This is a genomic window from Pseudomonas sp. Z1-12, assembly GCF_051132015.1.
Taxonomy (GTDB): Bacteria; Pseudomonadota; Gammaproteobacteria; order Pseudomonadales; family Pseudomonadaceae; genus Aquipseudomonas; species Aquipseudomonas zanjanensis.
On sequence record NZ_CP071647.1, the window covers coordinates 6,757,966 to 6,773,307 of the forward strand.

The 15,342-nt window shown below is 60.2% G+C and carries 11 protein-coding genes; 6 read left to right on the top strand and 5 right to left on the bottom strand.

The genetic code is table 11. The features are described from left to right. Positions 1-203: 203 nt before the first annotated feature. The 5 genes from dnaA (at position 204) to gabP (ending at position 8,112) form a co-directional block, all read left to right on the top strand. Entirely contained in the window at positions 204-1,730 is a 1,527-nt protein-coding gene (gene dnaA, locus J3P85_RS29605; protein ID WP_186728442.1) for a chromosomal replication initiator protein DnaA, read from the top strand. A 38-nt stretch (positions 1,731-1,768) separates the two neighbouring features. Beyond that, positions 1,769-2,872: a DNA polymerase III subunit beta gene (dnaN, locus tag J3P85_RS29610; RefSeq protein ID WP_003196145.1), complete on the top strand. Its 1,104-nt coding sequence runs from the start codon at positions 1,769-1,771 to the stop codon at positions 2,870-2,872. A 14-nt stretch (positions 2,873-2,886) separates the two neighbouring features. Further along, positions 2,887-3,990, top strand: a complete 1,104-nt coding sequence (gene recF, locus J3P85_RS29615; RefSeq protein WP_434704409.1) for a DNA replication/repair protein RecF — start codon at positions 2,887-2,889, stop codon at positions 3,988-3,990. A 5-nt stretch (positions 3,991-3,995) separates the two neighbouring features. Then, on the top strand, positions 3,996-6,413 hold the full coding sequence (gene gyrB, locus J3P85_RS29620; protein ID WP_434704410.1) for a DNA topoisomerase (ATP-hydrolyzing) subunit B: 2,418 nt from the start codon (positions 3,996-3,998) through the stop codon (positions 6,411-6,413). 304 nt (positions 6,414-6,717) lie between these two features. Then, entirely contained in the window at positions 6,718-8,112 is a 1,395-nt protein-coding gene (gabP, locus tag J3P85_RS29625; RefSeq protein ID WP_434704411.1) for a GABA permease, read from the top strand. A 119-nt stretch (positions 8,113-8,231) separates the two neighbouring features. Here the strand turns inward: gabP and J3P85_RS29630 are convergent, their stop codons facing one another. Continuing rightward, on the bottom strand, positions 8,232-8,966 hold the full coding sequence (locus J3P85_RS29630) for a response regulator transcription factor (RefSeq protein ID WP_186706455.1): 735 nt from the start codon (positions 8,964-8,966) through the stop codon (positions 8,232-8,234). Positions 8,967-9,183: 217 nt separating this feature from the next. On the opposite strand from J3P85_RS29630, the gene J3P85_RS29635 reads away from it, so the two are divergent. Then, entirely contained in the window at positions 9,184-10,701 is a 1,518-nt protein-coding gene (locus tag J3P85_RS29635) for an ATP-binding protein (protein WP_434704412.1), read from the top strand. Between the two features lie 201 nt (positions 10,702-10,902). Here the strand turns inward: J3P85_RS29635 and J3P85_RS29640 are convergent, their stop codons facing one another. The 4 genes from J3P85_RS29640 to glyQ all read right to left on the bottom strand — a co-directional run bounded on the left by J3P85_RS29640 (position 10,903) and on the right by glyQ (position 15,304). Next, positions 10,903-11,682: a lysophospholipid acyltransferase family protein gene (locus tag J3P85_RS29640; RefSeq protein WP_186706453.1), complete on the bottom strand. Its 780-nt coding sequence runs from the start codon at positions 11,680-11,682 to the stop codon at positions 10,903-10,905. 80 nt (positions 11,683-11,762) lie between these two features. Beyond that, positions 11,763-12,296, bottom strand: coding sequence for a D-glycero-beta-D-manno-heptose 1,7-bisphosphate 7-phosphatase (gene gmhB / locus J3P85_RS29645; protein WP_434704413.1), 534 nt, complete (start codon positions 12,294-12,296; stop codon positions 11,763-11,765). 3 nt (positions 12,297-12,299) lie between these two features. Then, on the bottom strand, positions 12,300-14,354 hold the full coding sequence (gene glyS, locus J3P85_RS29650; RefSeq protein ID WP_434704414.1) for a glycine--tRNA ligase subunit beta: 2,055 nt from the start codon (positions 14,352-14,354) through the stop codon (positions 12,300-12,302). Then, positions 14,351-15,304: a glycine--tRNA ligase subunit alpha gene (gene glyQ / locus J3P85_RS29655; RefSeq protein ID WP_003177094.1), complete on the bottom strand. Its 954-nt coding sequence runs from the start codon at positions 15,302-15,304 to the stop codon at positions 14,351-14,353. The genes glyS and glyQ overlap by 4 nt, the downstream gene beginning before the upstream one ends. Between the last annotated feature and the right edge of the window lie 38 nt (positions 15,305-15,342).

The following is a 15,342-nucleotide window of genomic DNA, read 5'->3' on the forward strand; positions in this document are numbered from 1 at the left end:
CACCGAGTTTCGCCCCGAGTTGTGCAACGACCTCAGGCCCGGTTATCCACAGAGCTTATCCACCGACCGCTGGTCGTCTTTCTCTCGGTTAACGTACTGATAAATCATGGCCGATGAGCAAGCTGCGTGTGGATAAGTGCACGTCTGCTCGCTACAATGGCCGCTTGTTTTTGCCTCACCGGCTTTCAACTTAGGGGATATCCGTGTCAGTGGAACTTTGGCAGCAGTGCGTGGAGCTTTTGCGCGATGAGCTGCCTGCCCAACAATTCAACACTTGGATCCGTCCACTACAGGTCGAAGCCGAAGGCGACGAGTTGCGTGTCTATGCACCGAACCGTTTCGTTCTCGACTGGGTCAACGAAAAGTACCTGGGCCGGGTCATGGAACTGCTGGACGAGCATGGCAATGGCATGGCGCCTGCGCTGTCCTTATTAATAGGCAGCAAACGCAGCTCGGCACCCCGCGCCGCGCCCAATGCGCCGCTGGCTGCCGCCGCGTCACAGGCCCAGCAAGCTGCGCCGGCACCGGTCAACAACCATGCCGCCCCGGCGCCCGCGCCTGCTTCGAGCAAGCGCAATACACAAAAGGTTGCCGAAGTCAGCGAAGAGCCTTCCCGGGACAGCTTCGACCCTATGGCCGGCGCCAGCTCCCAGCAGGCGCCAGTGCGGGCCGAACAGCGCACCGTCCAGGTCGAAGGCGCGCTCAAGCACACCAGCTACCTGAACCGGACCTTTACCTTCGAGAACTTCGTCGAAGGTAAATCCAACCAACTGGCCCGCGCGGCGGCCTGGCAGGTGGCGGACAACCCCAAGCACGGCTACAACCCGCTCTTCCTGTATGGCGGCGTAGGCTTGGGTAAGACCCACTTGATGCATGCCGTGGGCAACCACTTATTAAAGAAGAACCCGAATGCCAAGGTCGTGTACCTGCATTCCGAGCGTTTCGTGGCCGACATGGTCAAGGCGCTGCAATTGAACGCCATCAACGAATTCAAGCGTTTCTACCGTTCGGTGGATGCCTTGCTGATCGACGACATTCAGTTCTTCGCCCGCAAGGAACGTTCCCAGGAAGAGTTTTTCCACACCTTCAACGCATTGCTTGAAGGCGGGCAGCAGGTCATTCTCACCAGTGACCGTTACCCGAAAGAGATCGAGGGCCTCGAGGAACGCCTCAAGTCGCGTTTCGGCTGGGGCCTGACGGTGGCCGTCGAGCCGCCGGAACTGGAAACCCGGGTCGCGATCCTGATGAAGAAAGCCGACCAGGCCAAGGTCGAGCTGCCTCACGACGCCGCCTTCTTCATCGCCCAGCGTATTCGCTCGAACGTGCGTGAACTCGAAGGTGCCCTCAAGCGGGTGATCGCTCACTCGCACTTCATGGGCCGCGATATCACCATCGAGCTGATTCGCGAATCCTTGAAGGATCTGCTGGCCCTCCAGGACAAATTGGTTTCTGTGGATAACATTCAGCGAACAGTTGCCGAATACTACAAAATCAAGATCTCCGACCTGCTGTCCAAACGCCGTTCGCGTTCGGTGGCACGTCCACGCCAGGTGGCCATGGCCCTGTCCAAGGAACTGACCAACCACAGCCTGCCGGAAATCGGCGATGTGTTTGGCGGACGCGACCACACCACCGTGTTGCACGCCTGCCGCAAGATCAACGAACTTAAGGAATCCGACGCGGACATCCGCGAGGACTACAAGAACCTGCTGCGTACACTGACCACTTGATGACCACCAGCGCAGCTTTTAAGGCAAGGGACTAGACCATGCATTTCACCATTCAACGCGAAGCCCTGTTGAAACCCCTGCAACTGGTCGCAGGCGTCGTCGAACGCCGCCAGACCTTGCCGGTACTTTCCAACGTGCTGCTGGTTGTCGAAGGCCAGCAATTGTCGCTGACCGGTACCGACCTGGAAGTCGAGCTGGTCGGTCGTGTGCAACTTGAGGAACCGGCTGATCCGGGTTCCATCACCGTGCCGGCGCGCAAGCTGATGGACATCTGCAAGAGCCTGCCCAACGACGCGCTGATCGACATCAAGGTCGATGAGCAGAAGCTCGTGGTCAAGGCCGGTCGCAGCCGCTTCACTTTGTCCACACTGCCAGCCAACGATTTCCCGACCGTTGAAGAAGGCCCGGGTTCGCTGACTTGCAGCCTGGACCAGAGCAAACTGCGTCGCTTGATCGAACGCACCAGTTTCGCCATGGCCCAGCAGGACGTGCGTTATTACCTCAACGGCATGCTGCTGGAAGTGTCGGCTGGCGTTATCCGCGCTGTTGCCACCGACGGGCACCGCCTGGCGATGTGCTCGATGCAGGCCGATATCGGTCAGCCGGATCGCCACCAGGTGATCGTGCCGCGTAAAGGTATCCTGGAGCTGGCCCGCCTGCTGACCGAGCCGGACGGCAATGTCAGCATCGTGCTGGGCCAGCACCACATCCGCGCCACCACGGGCGAGTTCACTTTCACGTCGAAACTGGTGGACGGCAAGTTCCCGGACTACGAACGTGTTCTGCCAAAAGGCGGCGACAAGCTGGTGCTGGGCGATCGCCAAGCGCTGCGCGAAGCCTTCAGCCGTACCGCGATCTTGTCCAACGAGAAGTACCGTGGCATTCGCCTGCAACTGGCCAATGGTCAGTTGAAGATCCAGGCGAACAACCCGGAGCAGGAAGAAGCGGAAGAAGAAGTAGGCGTTGAGTACAACGGCGGCTCCCTGGAAATCGGCTTCAACGTTAGCTATCTGCTGGACGTGCTGGGCGTGATGACCACCGAGCAAGTGCGTCTGATCCTGTCCGACTCCAACAGCAGTGCGCTGGTGCAAGAGTCCGACAACGACGATTCGGCTTACGTTGTCATGCCGATGCGTCTGTAATCAGAATCAGCTAGATGTCCTTAAGTCGCGTCTCGGTCACCGCGGTGCGCAATTTGCACCCGGTGACCTTCTCCCCTTCCCCCCGCATCAATATCCTTTACGGCGCCAACGGCAGCGGTAAAACCAGCGTCCTGGAAGCCGTGCACCTGCTCGGGCTTGCTCGTTCGTTTCGCAGCACCCGCCTGCTACCGGTCATCCAGTACGATCAGTTGGCGTGCACGGTGTTTGGCCAGGTGGAGCTGGCGGAGGGCGGCCACAGCGCCCTGGGGATATCGCGAGATCGGCAAGGCGAGTTTCAGATCCGCATCGATGGGCAGAACGCTCGCAGTGCGGCACAGCTGGCCGAGATCCTGCCATTGCAGTTGATCAACCCGGACAGCTTCCGTCTGCTGGAAGGCGCACCGAAGATTCGCCGGCAGTTTCTCGATTGGGGCGTGTTCCACGTGGAACCGCGTTTCATGTCGACGTGGCAACGCTTGCAGAAGGCGCTGCGCCAGCGAAACTCTTGGCTGCGGCATGGTACACTTGACGCCGTTTCGCAAGCGGTTTGGGACAGGGAACTGTGTCAGGCCAGCGCTGAAATCGATGAATACCGCCGCGCTTACATCAAAGCCTTGAAACCGGTCTTCGAGCAGACCTTGAGCGAACTGGTTGAGCTTGAGGGCCTGACGCTCAGCTATTACCGAGGCTGGGACAAGGACCGGGAACTGAGCGCCGTGCTGGCTGGCTCGCTGCAGCGAGACCAGCAGATGGGCCATACCCAGGCTGGACCACAACGCGCTGACTTGCGCCTCAGATTGGGCGCACATAACGCCGCGGACATCTTGTCCCGGGGGCAGCAGAAGTTGGTGGTGTGTGCCTTGCGTATCGCCCAGGGGCATCTGGTCAGCCAGGCCCGTCGCGGTCAGTGTATTTATCTGGTGGATGACTTGCCGTCCGAACTGGACGAAGCCCACCGTCGCGCCCTGTGCCGCTTGCTGGAAGACTTACGCTGCCAGGTGTTCATTACCTGTGTAGACCACGAATTATTGAGGGAAGGCTGGCAGATGGAAACGCCAGTCGCCCTGTTCCACGTGGAACAGGGCCGTATCACCCAGACCCACGACCATCGGGAGTGAAGGCATTGAGCGAAGAAAATACGTACGACTCAACGAGCATTAAAGTGCTGAAAGGCCTGGATGCCGTACGCAAACGTCCCGGTATGTACATTGGTGACACCGACGATGGCAGCGGTCTGCACCACATGGTGTTCGAGGTGGTCGACAACTCCATCGACGAAGCCCTCGCCGGCCATTGCGACGACATCAGCATCATCATCCACCCGGATGAGTCCATCACCGTTCGCGACAACGGCCGTGGCATCCCGGTAGACGTGCACAAAGAGGAAGGCGTTTCCGCCGCCGAGGTCATCATGACCGTCCTCCACGCAGGCGGTAAGTTCGACGACAACTCCTACAAGGTCTCCGGCGGTCTGCACGGCGTCGGTGTATCGGTGGTGAACGCACTGTCCGAACAGCTTGTTCTTACGGTTCGCCGTAGCGGCAAGATCTGGGAACAGACCTACGTCCACGGCGTGCCCCAGGCACCGATGGCAATGGTTGGCGACAGCGAGTCCACCGGCACCCAGATCCATTTCAAGGCCTCGAGCGAAACCTTCAAGAACATCCACTTCAGCTGGGACATCCTGGCCAAGCGGATTCGCGAACTGTCCTTCCTCAACTCCGGTGTCGGCATCGTCCTCAAGGACGAGCGCAGCGGCAAGGAAGAACTGTTCAAGTACGAAGGTGGCCTGCGTGCGTTCGTTGAATACCTGAACACCAACAAGACCGCGGTCAACCAGGTGTTCCACTTCAACGTCCAGCGTGAAGACGGCATCGGCGTGGAAATCGCCCTGCAGTGGAACGACAGCTTCAACGAGAACCTGTTGTGCTTCACCAACAACATTCCCCAGCGTGACGGCGGTACCCACCTGGTGGGCTTCCGTTCGGCGCTGACCCGTAACCTGAACAACTACATCGAACAGGAAGGCCTGGCGAAGAAGCATAAAGTCGCCACCACCGGTGACGATGCCCGTGAAGGCCTGACCGCGATCATTTCGGTGAAGGTGCCGGATCCGAAGTTCAGTTCCCAGACCAAGGACAAGCTGGTGTCTTCCGAAGTGAAGACCGCGGTTGAACAGGAGATGGGCAAGTACTTCTCCGACTTCCTGCTGGAGAACCCGAACGAAGCCAAGCTGGTGGTCGGCAAGATGATCGACGCCGCCCGTGCCCGTGAAGCCGCGCGCAAGGCCCGTGAGATGACCCGCCGTAAAGGCGCGCTGGACATCGCCGGCCTGCCGGGCAAACTGGCTGACTGCCAGGAAAAGGACCCTGCCCTGTCCGAGCTGTACCTCGTGGAAGGTGACTCTGCTGGCGGTTCCGCCAAGCAGGGCCGTAACCGCCGCACCCAGGCCATCCTCCCGCTCAAGGGCAAGATCCTCAACGTGGAGAAGGCGCGCTTCGACAAGATGATTTCCTCCCAGGAAGTCGGCACCTTGATTACCGCGTTGGGCTGTGGCATAGGCCGCGAAGAGTACAACATCGACAAGCTGCGCTATCACAACATCATCATCATGACCGATGCTGACGTCGACGGTTCGCACATCCGTACCCTGCTGCTGACGTTCTTCTTCCGTCAGTTGCCGGAGCTGATCGAGCGCGGCTACATCTACATCGCCCAGCCGCCGCTGTACAAGGTCAAGAAAGGCAAGCAAGAGCAATACATCAAAGACGACGACGCCATGGAAGAATACATGACGCAGTCGGCCCTGGAAGACGCGAGCCTGCACCTCAACGAAGATGCCCCAGGCATTTCCGGCGAAGCCCTTGAGCGTCTGGTCAACGACTTCCGCCTGGTGATGAAGACTCTCAAGCGCCTGTCGCGCCTGTACCCACAGGAACTGACCGAGCACTTCATCTACCTGCCAGCCGTGAGCCTGGAGCAACTGTCCGATCACGCAGCGATGCAGGATTGGCTGGCCCAGTACGAAGTACGCCTGCGCACTGTCGAGAAATCCGGCCTGGTCTACAAAGCCAGCCTGCGTGAAGACCGTGAGCGTAACGTCTGGCTGCCGGAGGTCGAATTGATCTCCCACGGCCTGTCGAACTACGTCACCTTCAACCGCGACTTCTTCGGCAGCAACGACTACAAGACCGTCGTATCCCTCGGCGCGCAATTGAGCACGCTGCTGGACGAAGGTGCCTACATCCAACGTGGCGAACGCAAGAAAGCCGTGACCGAGTTCAAGGAAGCCCTTGAATGGCTGATGGCCGAAAGCACCAAGCGCCACACCATCCAGCGATACAAAGGTCTGGGTGAGATGAACCCGGATCAGCTGTGGGAAACCACCATGGACCCGGGCTCGCGCCGCATGCTGAAAGTGACCATCGAAGACGCCATTGGCGCGGACCAGATCTTCAACACCCTGATGGGTGATGCGGTTGAGCCACGTCGTGACTTCATCGAGAGCAACGCGCTGGCGGTATCCAACCTGGATTTCTGATTCTTCTGCAGCGCTCCGCTCCAACAAAAAGCCAACGCACCTGCGTTGGCTTTTTTTTTACACTTGAAAATGTCGGCTTCCTCTCGGACCCAACGGCACAAACGGGGTAGCTGGGTAACATCCTGGCATAAAGCCTTCATTCTCAATGGGTTAGGAATCTGTGAAGAGCCCCGGCTACCGGGGGCCTCGGGTTTTCTGGCGTAAAACTTGCGTGTTTAATAACTTACACATCGTTTTTTTAAATTGACAGGAAACGATGGAATCGAGGTGGTACGAATAAATCCAAATGCCAAGGGTTGTCTCAATGAGTGGTACGCAAACTTCCGATAATCTGACGCAAGGGCTCAAGCCCCGTCATGTGACGATGCTCTCCATCGCCGGTGTGATTGGCGCCGGCCTGTTCGTCGGCTCCGGCCACGCGATCGCCGCGGCCGGTCCCGCCGTGCTGCTGGCCTACGCCGCCGCAGGTGCCTTGGTGGTGCTGGTGATGCGGATGCTCGGCGAAATGGCGGTGGCCTCGCCGGACACCGGCTCCTTCTCGACGTATGCGGACCGAGCGATTGGGCACTGGGCCGGTTTCACCATCGGCTGGCTTTACTGGTGGTTCTGGGTCCTGGTGATTCCGCTGGAGGCCAACGCTGCCGCAACGATTCTTCATGCGTGGTTCCCAAACATTGCAATCTGGGCCTTCACGCTGGTTATTACCCTGCTGTTGACGGTCACCAACCTGTTCAGCGTGAAGAATTACGGCGAGTTCGAATTCTGGTTCGCCCTGGTCAAGGTGCTGGCGATCATTGGCTTCATCGGCCTGGGTGTGATGGCGATCTTTGGTTTCCTGCCCTCCAGCCAGGTCAGCGGCGTTTCGCACCTGTTCGACACCCAGGGCTTCCTGCCCAACGGTATGGGCGCGGTGCTGGGGGCGATTCTGACCACCATGTTTTCGTTCATGGGCACCGAGATCGTGACCATCGCTGCGGCCGAATCGAAGAACCCAGGCCAGCAGATTTCCAAGGCGACCAACTCGGTGATTTGGCGGATTGGCTTGTTCTACCTCGTCTCCATCTTCATCGTCGTGGCCCTGGTGCCGTGGAACGACCCACTCCTGGCCAGCGTCGGCTCCTACCAGACGGTGCTGGAACGCATGGGCATTCCCAATGCCAAGCTGATCGTCGACATCGTGGTGTTGGTGGCGGTCACCAGTTGCTTGAACTCGGCGCTCTACACGGCCTCCCGGATGATGTTCTCGTTAGGCAAGCGCGGTGATGCGCCGGCCGTTTCCCAGCGCACCAACAAGAGTGGTACGCCGTATTGGGCCGTGATGCTGTCGACCGGTGCGGCCTTCCTCGCGGTATTTGCCAACTACGTGGCACCGGCGGCGGTCTTCGAATTCCTGCTGGCCAGTTCGGGTGCCATTGCGTTGTTGGTGTACCTTGTCATCGCGGTTTCGCAGCTGCGTATGCGCAAGCAACGTATAGCCCGTGGTGAAAAAATCGCCTTCAGCATGTGGCTGTTCCCCGGCCTGACCTACGCGGTGATTCTCTTCATCGTCGGGGCCTTGACCATCATGCTGTTCCAGGAAGCCCACCGTGTGGAGATCCTGGCGACGGGGCTGCTCAGCGGGCTGGTGGTCGTGTCCGGATTGCTGATACAGCGCCGTCGGATCGCAAAGGCTGGGAGCCTGGTGCGGACGGTCAGCTGATATCCATTGTGGCGAGGGAGCTTGCTCCCGCTTGAGGACGGAGCACTCACAAAAAGGGGCTGCTGCGCAGCCCAGCGGGAGCAAGCTCCCTCGCCACAGAGGTATCCAACTGACCTTTTTTAACTTGCGACAGACGCCTCACTCCCCGCCGCGACACTCTCCAACCGATACCCATACCCATAAATCGTCAGCAACTGCCAACCCCGATCCGCGGTCAGCCCGAGTTTGTTGCGCAGACGGTAGATGTGGGTGTCGAGCGGGCGGGACGAGGTCATTTCCTCGTGGGTCCAGAAACGTTCGTAGAAGTATTCCCGGGACAGCGGTCGGCCGAGGTTGGCGAACAGGCACCGGGCCAGGCGGTATTCCCGTTCGGTCAGGCTGATGGGAATGCCGGCGCGGGTGATGGTCAGTTCGGCGTCGTCGAACGCCAGGTCGTTGAACACCAGCACGTCGCTGGCGGGCGCGCGTTGCAGGTTATGACGGCGCAGCACAGCGGTGACCCGGGCCTTGAGCTCGTTGGGCCTGAAGGGTTTGCTCACGTAGTCGTCGGCACCGGCATTGAGGGCCTGGACGATGTCGTGTTCGCCGTCGCGGCTGGTCAGCATGATGGCGGCCGGTGGCGAATCCATGTGTTCGCGGGTCCAACGCAGTAGCGAGAGCCCGCTGAGGTCGGGCAGTTGCCAGTCAAGGATCAACAAGTCGAAGGTTTCCCGGCGCAATTGCCGCAACAGGTCTTCGCCTCGCTCAAAGCTGTGCAGGGTCCAGGCTGGCTCGTTCCTGCCGGGGATTTGTTGCAAGGTCTGCTCTACCCGGCGCAGCTCGGCCGGTTCATCGTCCAGTATGGCGACACGCATGGAATGCGATTCCTTGATCTCGAAAATAACGGACATCTTCAGGTGGCAATGAAAGGCCGCCAGGGGCTGATGCATTGACCTGTCGCTGGCTGCGACAATACCGGCTCGCCGCACGCAGGGAAAGGCAGCAGCGCGCCACCCATCGAGTTCGTTATAGTCGCGGGCTTGATACAGACCTGTGAAGAGATCCCAGTTCTTGAGTTCGGCCAGGAGGCCTATGAGTAACCAGCGTCGCCGTGAGAGTCGTGAGCCCACCCAGGTCCAGCGGTTGTTCCGCCAGTTGGTGCGGGAGTGGTTGTGGATAAGTCTGCTGCTGTTGCCGTTGACGGCCTTGCTGTCATTGAGCAGCCAATCAACGGGCGACCATTCAGGTGCTGCGTTGTTGTCGGTGTGCCTGGTGGGAGGAGTGTTGGGTTTGTTGCTGTTGCGCCCGCGCCTGGCCCTGTGGACAACCGTGGGCGGCATGAGCCTGGCCCTGCTGATCAGTGCCGTACTGGGCGCGCAGGGTTGGTGGTGGTCGCCCATGGCCAGTGTGCTGGGCATCATGTTCGGTTACTTGATCTGGAATTGGCGACGCCTGAGTGTCGTGCTGGCCTATTTCGGCTGGGAGCTGGCGCGTCTGGACGCGGAGCCCAAGGTTTTTCCGGAACGTCGTCGTACTTCGTACACCGGCAGCGATCGTTTGCAGGGGCAGATCATGGCCTTGGAACAAGCCATGAGCCGAACCCGCGACACCCGGCGCTTCATCGCCGATGGCCTGGAATACCTGCCCGTGGCGACCATGATCAGCGATCCTCAAGGCAAGTTGCTGCTCGGTAATCGCAAGGCCCGTGAGCTGTTCGGCCATGGCCTGGCGGGCGGCGATGTGCTCGAGCATCTCGCGCAATTGGGTTATCCCGGGTTGGAGCATGGGGCGCATCACCGGTTATCCACACTGCCCTTGGTGGAGTTTCGCGATATTCGCGAGCGCAGCTTGCGCCTGGAACGGGCGGCGCTGTTCCCGGTTGATGGCGATGCGCCGATTGGCTGGTTGCTGAGCCTCACGGATCTGAGCGCCGAACGTGAGGCGGAAGAACAGCGTAGCGTCATGCTGCGTTTCCTCTCCCATGATTTGCGCGCGCCTCACTCGGCAATCCTTGCGCTGCTCGATGTGCAGCGGCACCAGGCGGGCGGCGATCATCCGTTGTTCGACCAGATCGAGCGCCAGGTACGTCGTGCGCTGGACTTGACCGAGGGCTTCGTGCAATTGGCCAAGGCGGAATCCGAGGCGTATCAGTTCCAACCCACGCTGTTCGCGATGCTGGTGCTGGATGTGCTCGACCAAGCGCTACCCATCGCCCAGGCAAAGCGCATCCAGTTGGTTCATGAACTGGAAGATGAAGAGGCGATGGTGAGGGCGGATCAATCGTTGCTGACCCGTGCGCTGTTCAATCTGCTGGAAAATGCCATCAAATACAGCCCGCCCGACGCCTGCATTTCCCTGCAGGTGCATTGCGCATCGGGCTGGTTGATCTGCAATGTCGCCGACCAGGGCAAAGGCATCAGCGCCGAAGAACTGCCGGACCTGTTCAGCCAGTACCGACGATTTTCGTCGGCCCAAGGGGTGGATGGCATTGGCCTGGGATTATCCATGGTCAAGGCCGTGGTGGACCATCACGAGGGGAAAATCGAGTGCCATAGCGTGGTGGGTAAAGGCACGACGTTCAGCCTGCGATTCCCGCTGTTGGAAGAATGAAGATCGCAGCCTTCGGCAGCTCCTACAGGATTGGATTACAACCTGTAGGCGCTGCCGAGGGCTGCGATCTTTTGAATGCTATAAAAACTTATGCACCTGAACACAGCTTTTATGTGTTTAGGAAATATGTATTAAAAACAAACACATAAAGCATAAAAACAACGAATTTCGAAAAAACGGTACACAGGTTATCCACAGATCTCAAACAGCGGCTTGTTCCGTGGGGACTTCCGCCACAGGGCCGGGAGGAAGCGAGCCCATGTCCCGTTGTGCCTGTTCATTCCAGGCTTGTACGCGGTCATTGAGCTCGGCGATGGCGCGGGGGCCAGTGCCTTCGGCATACATCGGCGCGCCGATCACCACGGTGATGACCCCCGGCGTCCTGATCCAGCCAGCCTTTGGCCAGAATTTGCCGGCATTGTGTGCAATCGGCAGCACCGGCAGTTCAGCGTTCACCGCCAATGCGGAACCGCTGCGGGAGAACTTTCCAACCGTCCCGTAAGGAACACGGGTGCCCTCGGGAAAGATCAGCACCCAGGTATTGTCCCTCAGCAGCTCGTCACCCTTCTTCGCCACTTGCTTGAGCGCCAGTTTGGGGTTGTCGCGATCGATGGCAATCGGGCGCAGCATCGCCATGGCCCAGCCGAAGAACGGTACGAACAGCAGTTCACGCTTGAGAACCTGACTCAACGGCTCGAAATAGGCCGAGAGAAAGAACGTCTCCCAGGTGCTCTGGTGGTTGGACTGAATGACGCAGGGCCGATCCGGCACGTTCTCGGCGCCCTTCACCTCATAGCGAATGCCCAGGAACACCTTGCTCAGCCACAGTGCGCAGCGGCACCAGTACACGTTGATGAAACGGTAGCGCGCCCGGAACGACAAAAAAGGCGCGATAAAAAAACTCAACGAACACCACAACAAGGAACTGGTGCCCAGCAGCAGGTAAAAGAGGAAGCTTCTGATGGCCTGCAATATCGACATAGCGGCGTTTACCGTTGCGGGCACTGCCCGCCTGTTTAAGCGCTTCCCGAACAGTCCTTGATCAGGATGTCTTGGGAGCTCTAATTGTGGATAAGTTCAGCGGCAATCGCCGCCAGGTCGTCAAAAATCAAGGTGCCCACCGGCAGGGTCTTGCCCAGAGTCTTCTCGCCTTTCCCGGTCTTTACCAAAACTGGCTGACAATCGACGGCCTTGGCCGCCTCCAGGTCACCGAGACTGTCACCGACGAACCACACACCTGCCAAAGCCACATCGTAACGCGCGGCAATGGTTTTCAACATGCCCGGCTTGGGCTTGCGGCAATCGCAGCCGTCGTCCGGCCCGTGCGGGCAATAGACGATCAAGCCGACTTCCCCGCCCTGCTCCGCCACGAGGGCGCGCAAGCGCTCGTGCATGGCATCGAGGACGGCGAGGTCATAGTAACCGCGGGCAATGCCCGACTGGTTGGTGGCCACCGCCACCGTCCAGCCGGCCTTGCTCAACTGCGCGATGGCTTCGATCGAACCGGGCAGCGGCAGCCACTCCTCCACCGATTTGATGTAAGCGTCGGAGTCGTGATTGATCACCCCGTCCCGATCGAGAATCAGCAGTTTCAAGCGTTACCCCAGCAGCGAAATATCGGCGACGCCGAGGAACAGCCCACGCAGACGCGCCAGCAGCGCATAGCGGTTGGCCCGTACTTTGGCGTCTTCGGCATTGACCATCACTGCCTCGAAAAACGCATCCACCGGCTCGCGCAGTGCCGCCAGGCGTGCCAGGGTTTCGCTGTACTGACGCGCTGCCGCCATCGGCTGGACCGCCTGGTCCGCCTGCTGGATCGCCGAATACAGGGAGAACTCGTTGGCATTGTCGAAGTACTTGGCTTCGACGGTGGCCGCGATGTTGCCTTCGGCCTTGCCCAGCAGGTTCGACACGCGCTTGTTCACCGCCGCCAACGCTGCCGCTTCCGGCAATTTGCGGAACGCCTGCACCGCTTGTACGCGCTGGTCGAAGTCCAGGGCGGAGCCCGGCTTCAGGGCACGCACCGACAGGTAGGTCGCAACGTCGACGCCTTCATCTTCATAACGCGCACGCAGACGGTCGAAGATGAACTCCAGCACCGCATCGGCCAGGCCGGCGGCCTTGACCTTGCTGCCGAACGCATTGACGGCGAACGCCACGGCGTCGTTCAGGTCCAGGTCCAATTGCTTGTCGATCAGGATCCGCAACACGCCCAGCGCCGCGCGACGCAAGGCATATGGGTCTTTGCTGCCAGTGGGCAGCATGCCGATGCCGAAGATGCCGACCAGGGTGTCGAGCTTGTCGGCGATCGCTACGGCCGCACCGGTCAGGGTGGTCGGCAGCTCAGCGCCGGCACCGCGGGGCATGTACTGCTCGTTCAGTGCCAGGGCCACATCTTGCGGCTCGCCATCGTTGAGGGCGTAGTAGTAACCGGCGACGCCTTGCATCTCCGGGAACTCACCGACCATTTCGGTGGACAGGTCGCACTTGGACAGGATGCCGGCACGGGCGGCGCGCTGGGCATCGCCGCCGATGCGTGGGGCGATGAACGCGGCCAGCTTGGACACGCGCTCGGCCTTGTCGTAGACGCTGCCGAGTTTCTCCTGGAACACCACGTTGCGCAGGCGCTCGTTGAAGCTTTCCAGGGGTTGTTTCTTATCTTGCTTGAAGAAGAACTCGGCATCGGTCAGGCGCGGGCGAACGACTTTTTCGTTACCGGCGATGATCTGCTGCGGGTCCTTGCTTTCGATGTTGGCGACCGTGATGAAGCGCGGCAGCAACTTGCCTTCGGCGTCCAGCAGGCAGAAGTACTTCTGGTTGTCCTGCATGGTGGTGATCAGTGCTTCCTGGGGCACTTCAAGGAAACGTTCCTCGAACGAGCACACCAGCGGCACTGGCCATTCCACCAGCGCGGTCACCTCGTCCAGCAAGTTGGCCGGCACGATGGCGGTGCCTTCCTGCAGGGTGGCCAGCTCTTCGGTGCGCTTGCTGATCAGCTCGCGGCGCTCGTTGGCGTCGGCCAGCACGTAGGCGGCACGCAGGTCGGCCAGGTAGTTGGCCGGCGAGGTGATGCGCACGCTTTGCGGGTGATGGAAGCGGTGACCGCGGGAATCGCGACCGGCCTTCTGGGCCAGGATCGTGCAATCGATGACCTGGTCACCGAGCAGCATGACCAGCCACTGAGTTGGACGTACGAACTCTTCCTTGCGCGCAGCCCAGCGCATGCGCTTGGGGATCGGCAAGTCATTGAGCGAGTCTTCGACGATGGTCGGCAACAGGCTGGCGGTCGGCTTGCCCTTGATGCTCTGGCTGTAGCGCAGCTTCGGACCGCTCTGGTCGATTTCGCTCAGGTCCACGCCGCACTTCTTGGCGAAGCCCAGGGCGGCCTGGGTCGGGTTGCCTTCGGCATCGAACGCGGCCTGGCGTGGCGGGCCATCGAGGTTGATGCTGCGGTCCGGCTGTTGAGTCGCCAGGGCGGTGATCAGCACGGCCAGGCGGCGCGGCGCGGCGTACACCTGTTTGGCTTCGTAGCTCAGGCTGGCGGCTTGCAGGCCCTTGTCGATACCGGCCAGGAACGCATCGGCCAGGGTGTTCAGGGCTTTGGGTGGCAGTTCTTCGGTGCCCAGTTCAACCAGAAAATCTTGAGCACTCATTGTGCAGCCTCCAGCTTAGCCAACACTTCATCACGCAGGTCCGGGGTCGCCATCGGGAAGCCCAGCTTGGCACGGGCCAGCAGGTAGGCTTGCGCAACGGAACGCGCCAGGGTGCGTACACGCAGGATGTATTGCTGGCGCGCGGTCACGGAAATCGCCCGGCGGGCGTCCAGCAGGTTGAAGGTATGGGACGCCTTCAACACCATTTCATAGCTCGGCAACGGCAGCGGCTGGTCCAGCTCGATCAGGCGCTTGGCTTCGCTCTCATAGAAATCGAACAGCTCGAACAGCTTCTCGACGTTGGCGTGTTCGAAATTGTAGGTGGACTGCTCCACTTCGTTCTGGTGGAACACGTCGCCGTAGGTCACTTTGCCGAACGGGCCGTCGGCCCACACCAGGTCGTAGACCGAATCCACGCCTTGCAGGTACATGGCCAGGCGTTCCAGGCCATAGGTGATCTCGCCGGTGACCGGGTAGCACTCGATGCCGCCCGCTTGCTGGAAGTAAGTGAACTGAGTCACTTCCATGCCGTTGAGCCAGACTTCCCAGCCCAGGCCCCAGGCGCCCAGGGTTGGCGATTCCCAGTTGTCTTCGACGAAACGAATGTCGTGCACCAGCGGGTCGAGGCCGACGTGCTTGAGGGAGCCCAGGTACAGTTCCTGGAAGTTTTCCGGGTTCGGCTTCAGCACGACCTGGAACTGGTAGTAGTGCTGCAGGCGGTTCGGGTTTTCGCCGTAGCGGCCGTCAGTCGGGCGGCGGCTGGGCTGCACATAAGCGGCGTTCCAGGTTTCCGGGCCGATGGCACGCAGAAACGTGGCAGTGTGGAAAGTGCCGGCGCCTACTTCCATATCGTAGGGCTGAAGTACCACGCAACCTTGCTCGGCCCAGTATTGCTGGAGGGCGAGGATCAAGTCTTGGAAGGTACGCACGGCTGGCGTAGGCTGGCTCACGAAATTCACCTGTTTCTTGGGCTGCGATTTAAAGAGCG

What these genes read in the sequence shown, in the direction of transcription:
- J3P85_RS29630 (WP_186706455.1), bottom strand. Translation starts at nt 8,966, where the DNA reads ATGCGTGTCGCCATACTGGACGATGAACCGGCCGAGCTGCGCCGGGTA.
- gabP (WP_434704411.1), top strand. Translation starts at nt 6,718, where the DNA reads ATGAGTGGTACGCAAACTTCCGATAATCTGACGCAAGGGCTCAAGCCC.
- dnaN (WP_003196145.1), top strand. Translation starts at nt 1,769, where the DNA reads ATGCATTTCACCATTCAACGCGAAGCCCTGTTGAAACCCCTGCAACTG.
- J3P85_RS29635 (WP_434704412.1), top strand. Translation starts at nt 9,184, where the DNA reads ATGAGTAACCAGCGTCGCCGTGAGAGTCGTGAGCCCACCCAGGTCCAG.
- J3P85_RS29640 (WP_186706453.1), bottom strand. Translation starts at nt 11,682, where the DNA reads ATGTCGATATTGCAGGCCATCAGAAGCTTCCTCTTTTACCTGCTGCTG.
- recF (WP_434704409.1), top strand. Translation starts at nt 2,887, where the DNA reads ATGTCCTTAAGTCGCGTCTCGGTCACCGCGGTGCGCAATTTGCACCCG.
- glyS (WP_434704414.1), bottom strand. Translation starts at nt 14,354, where the DNA reads ATGAGTGCTCAAGATTTTCTGGTTGAACTGGGCACCGAAGAACTGCCA.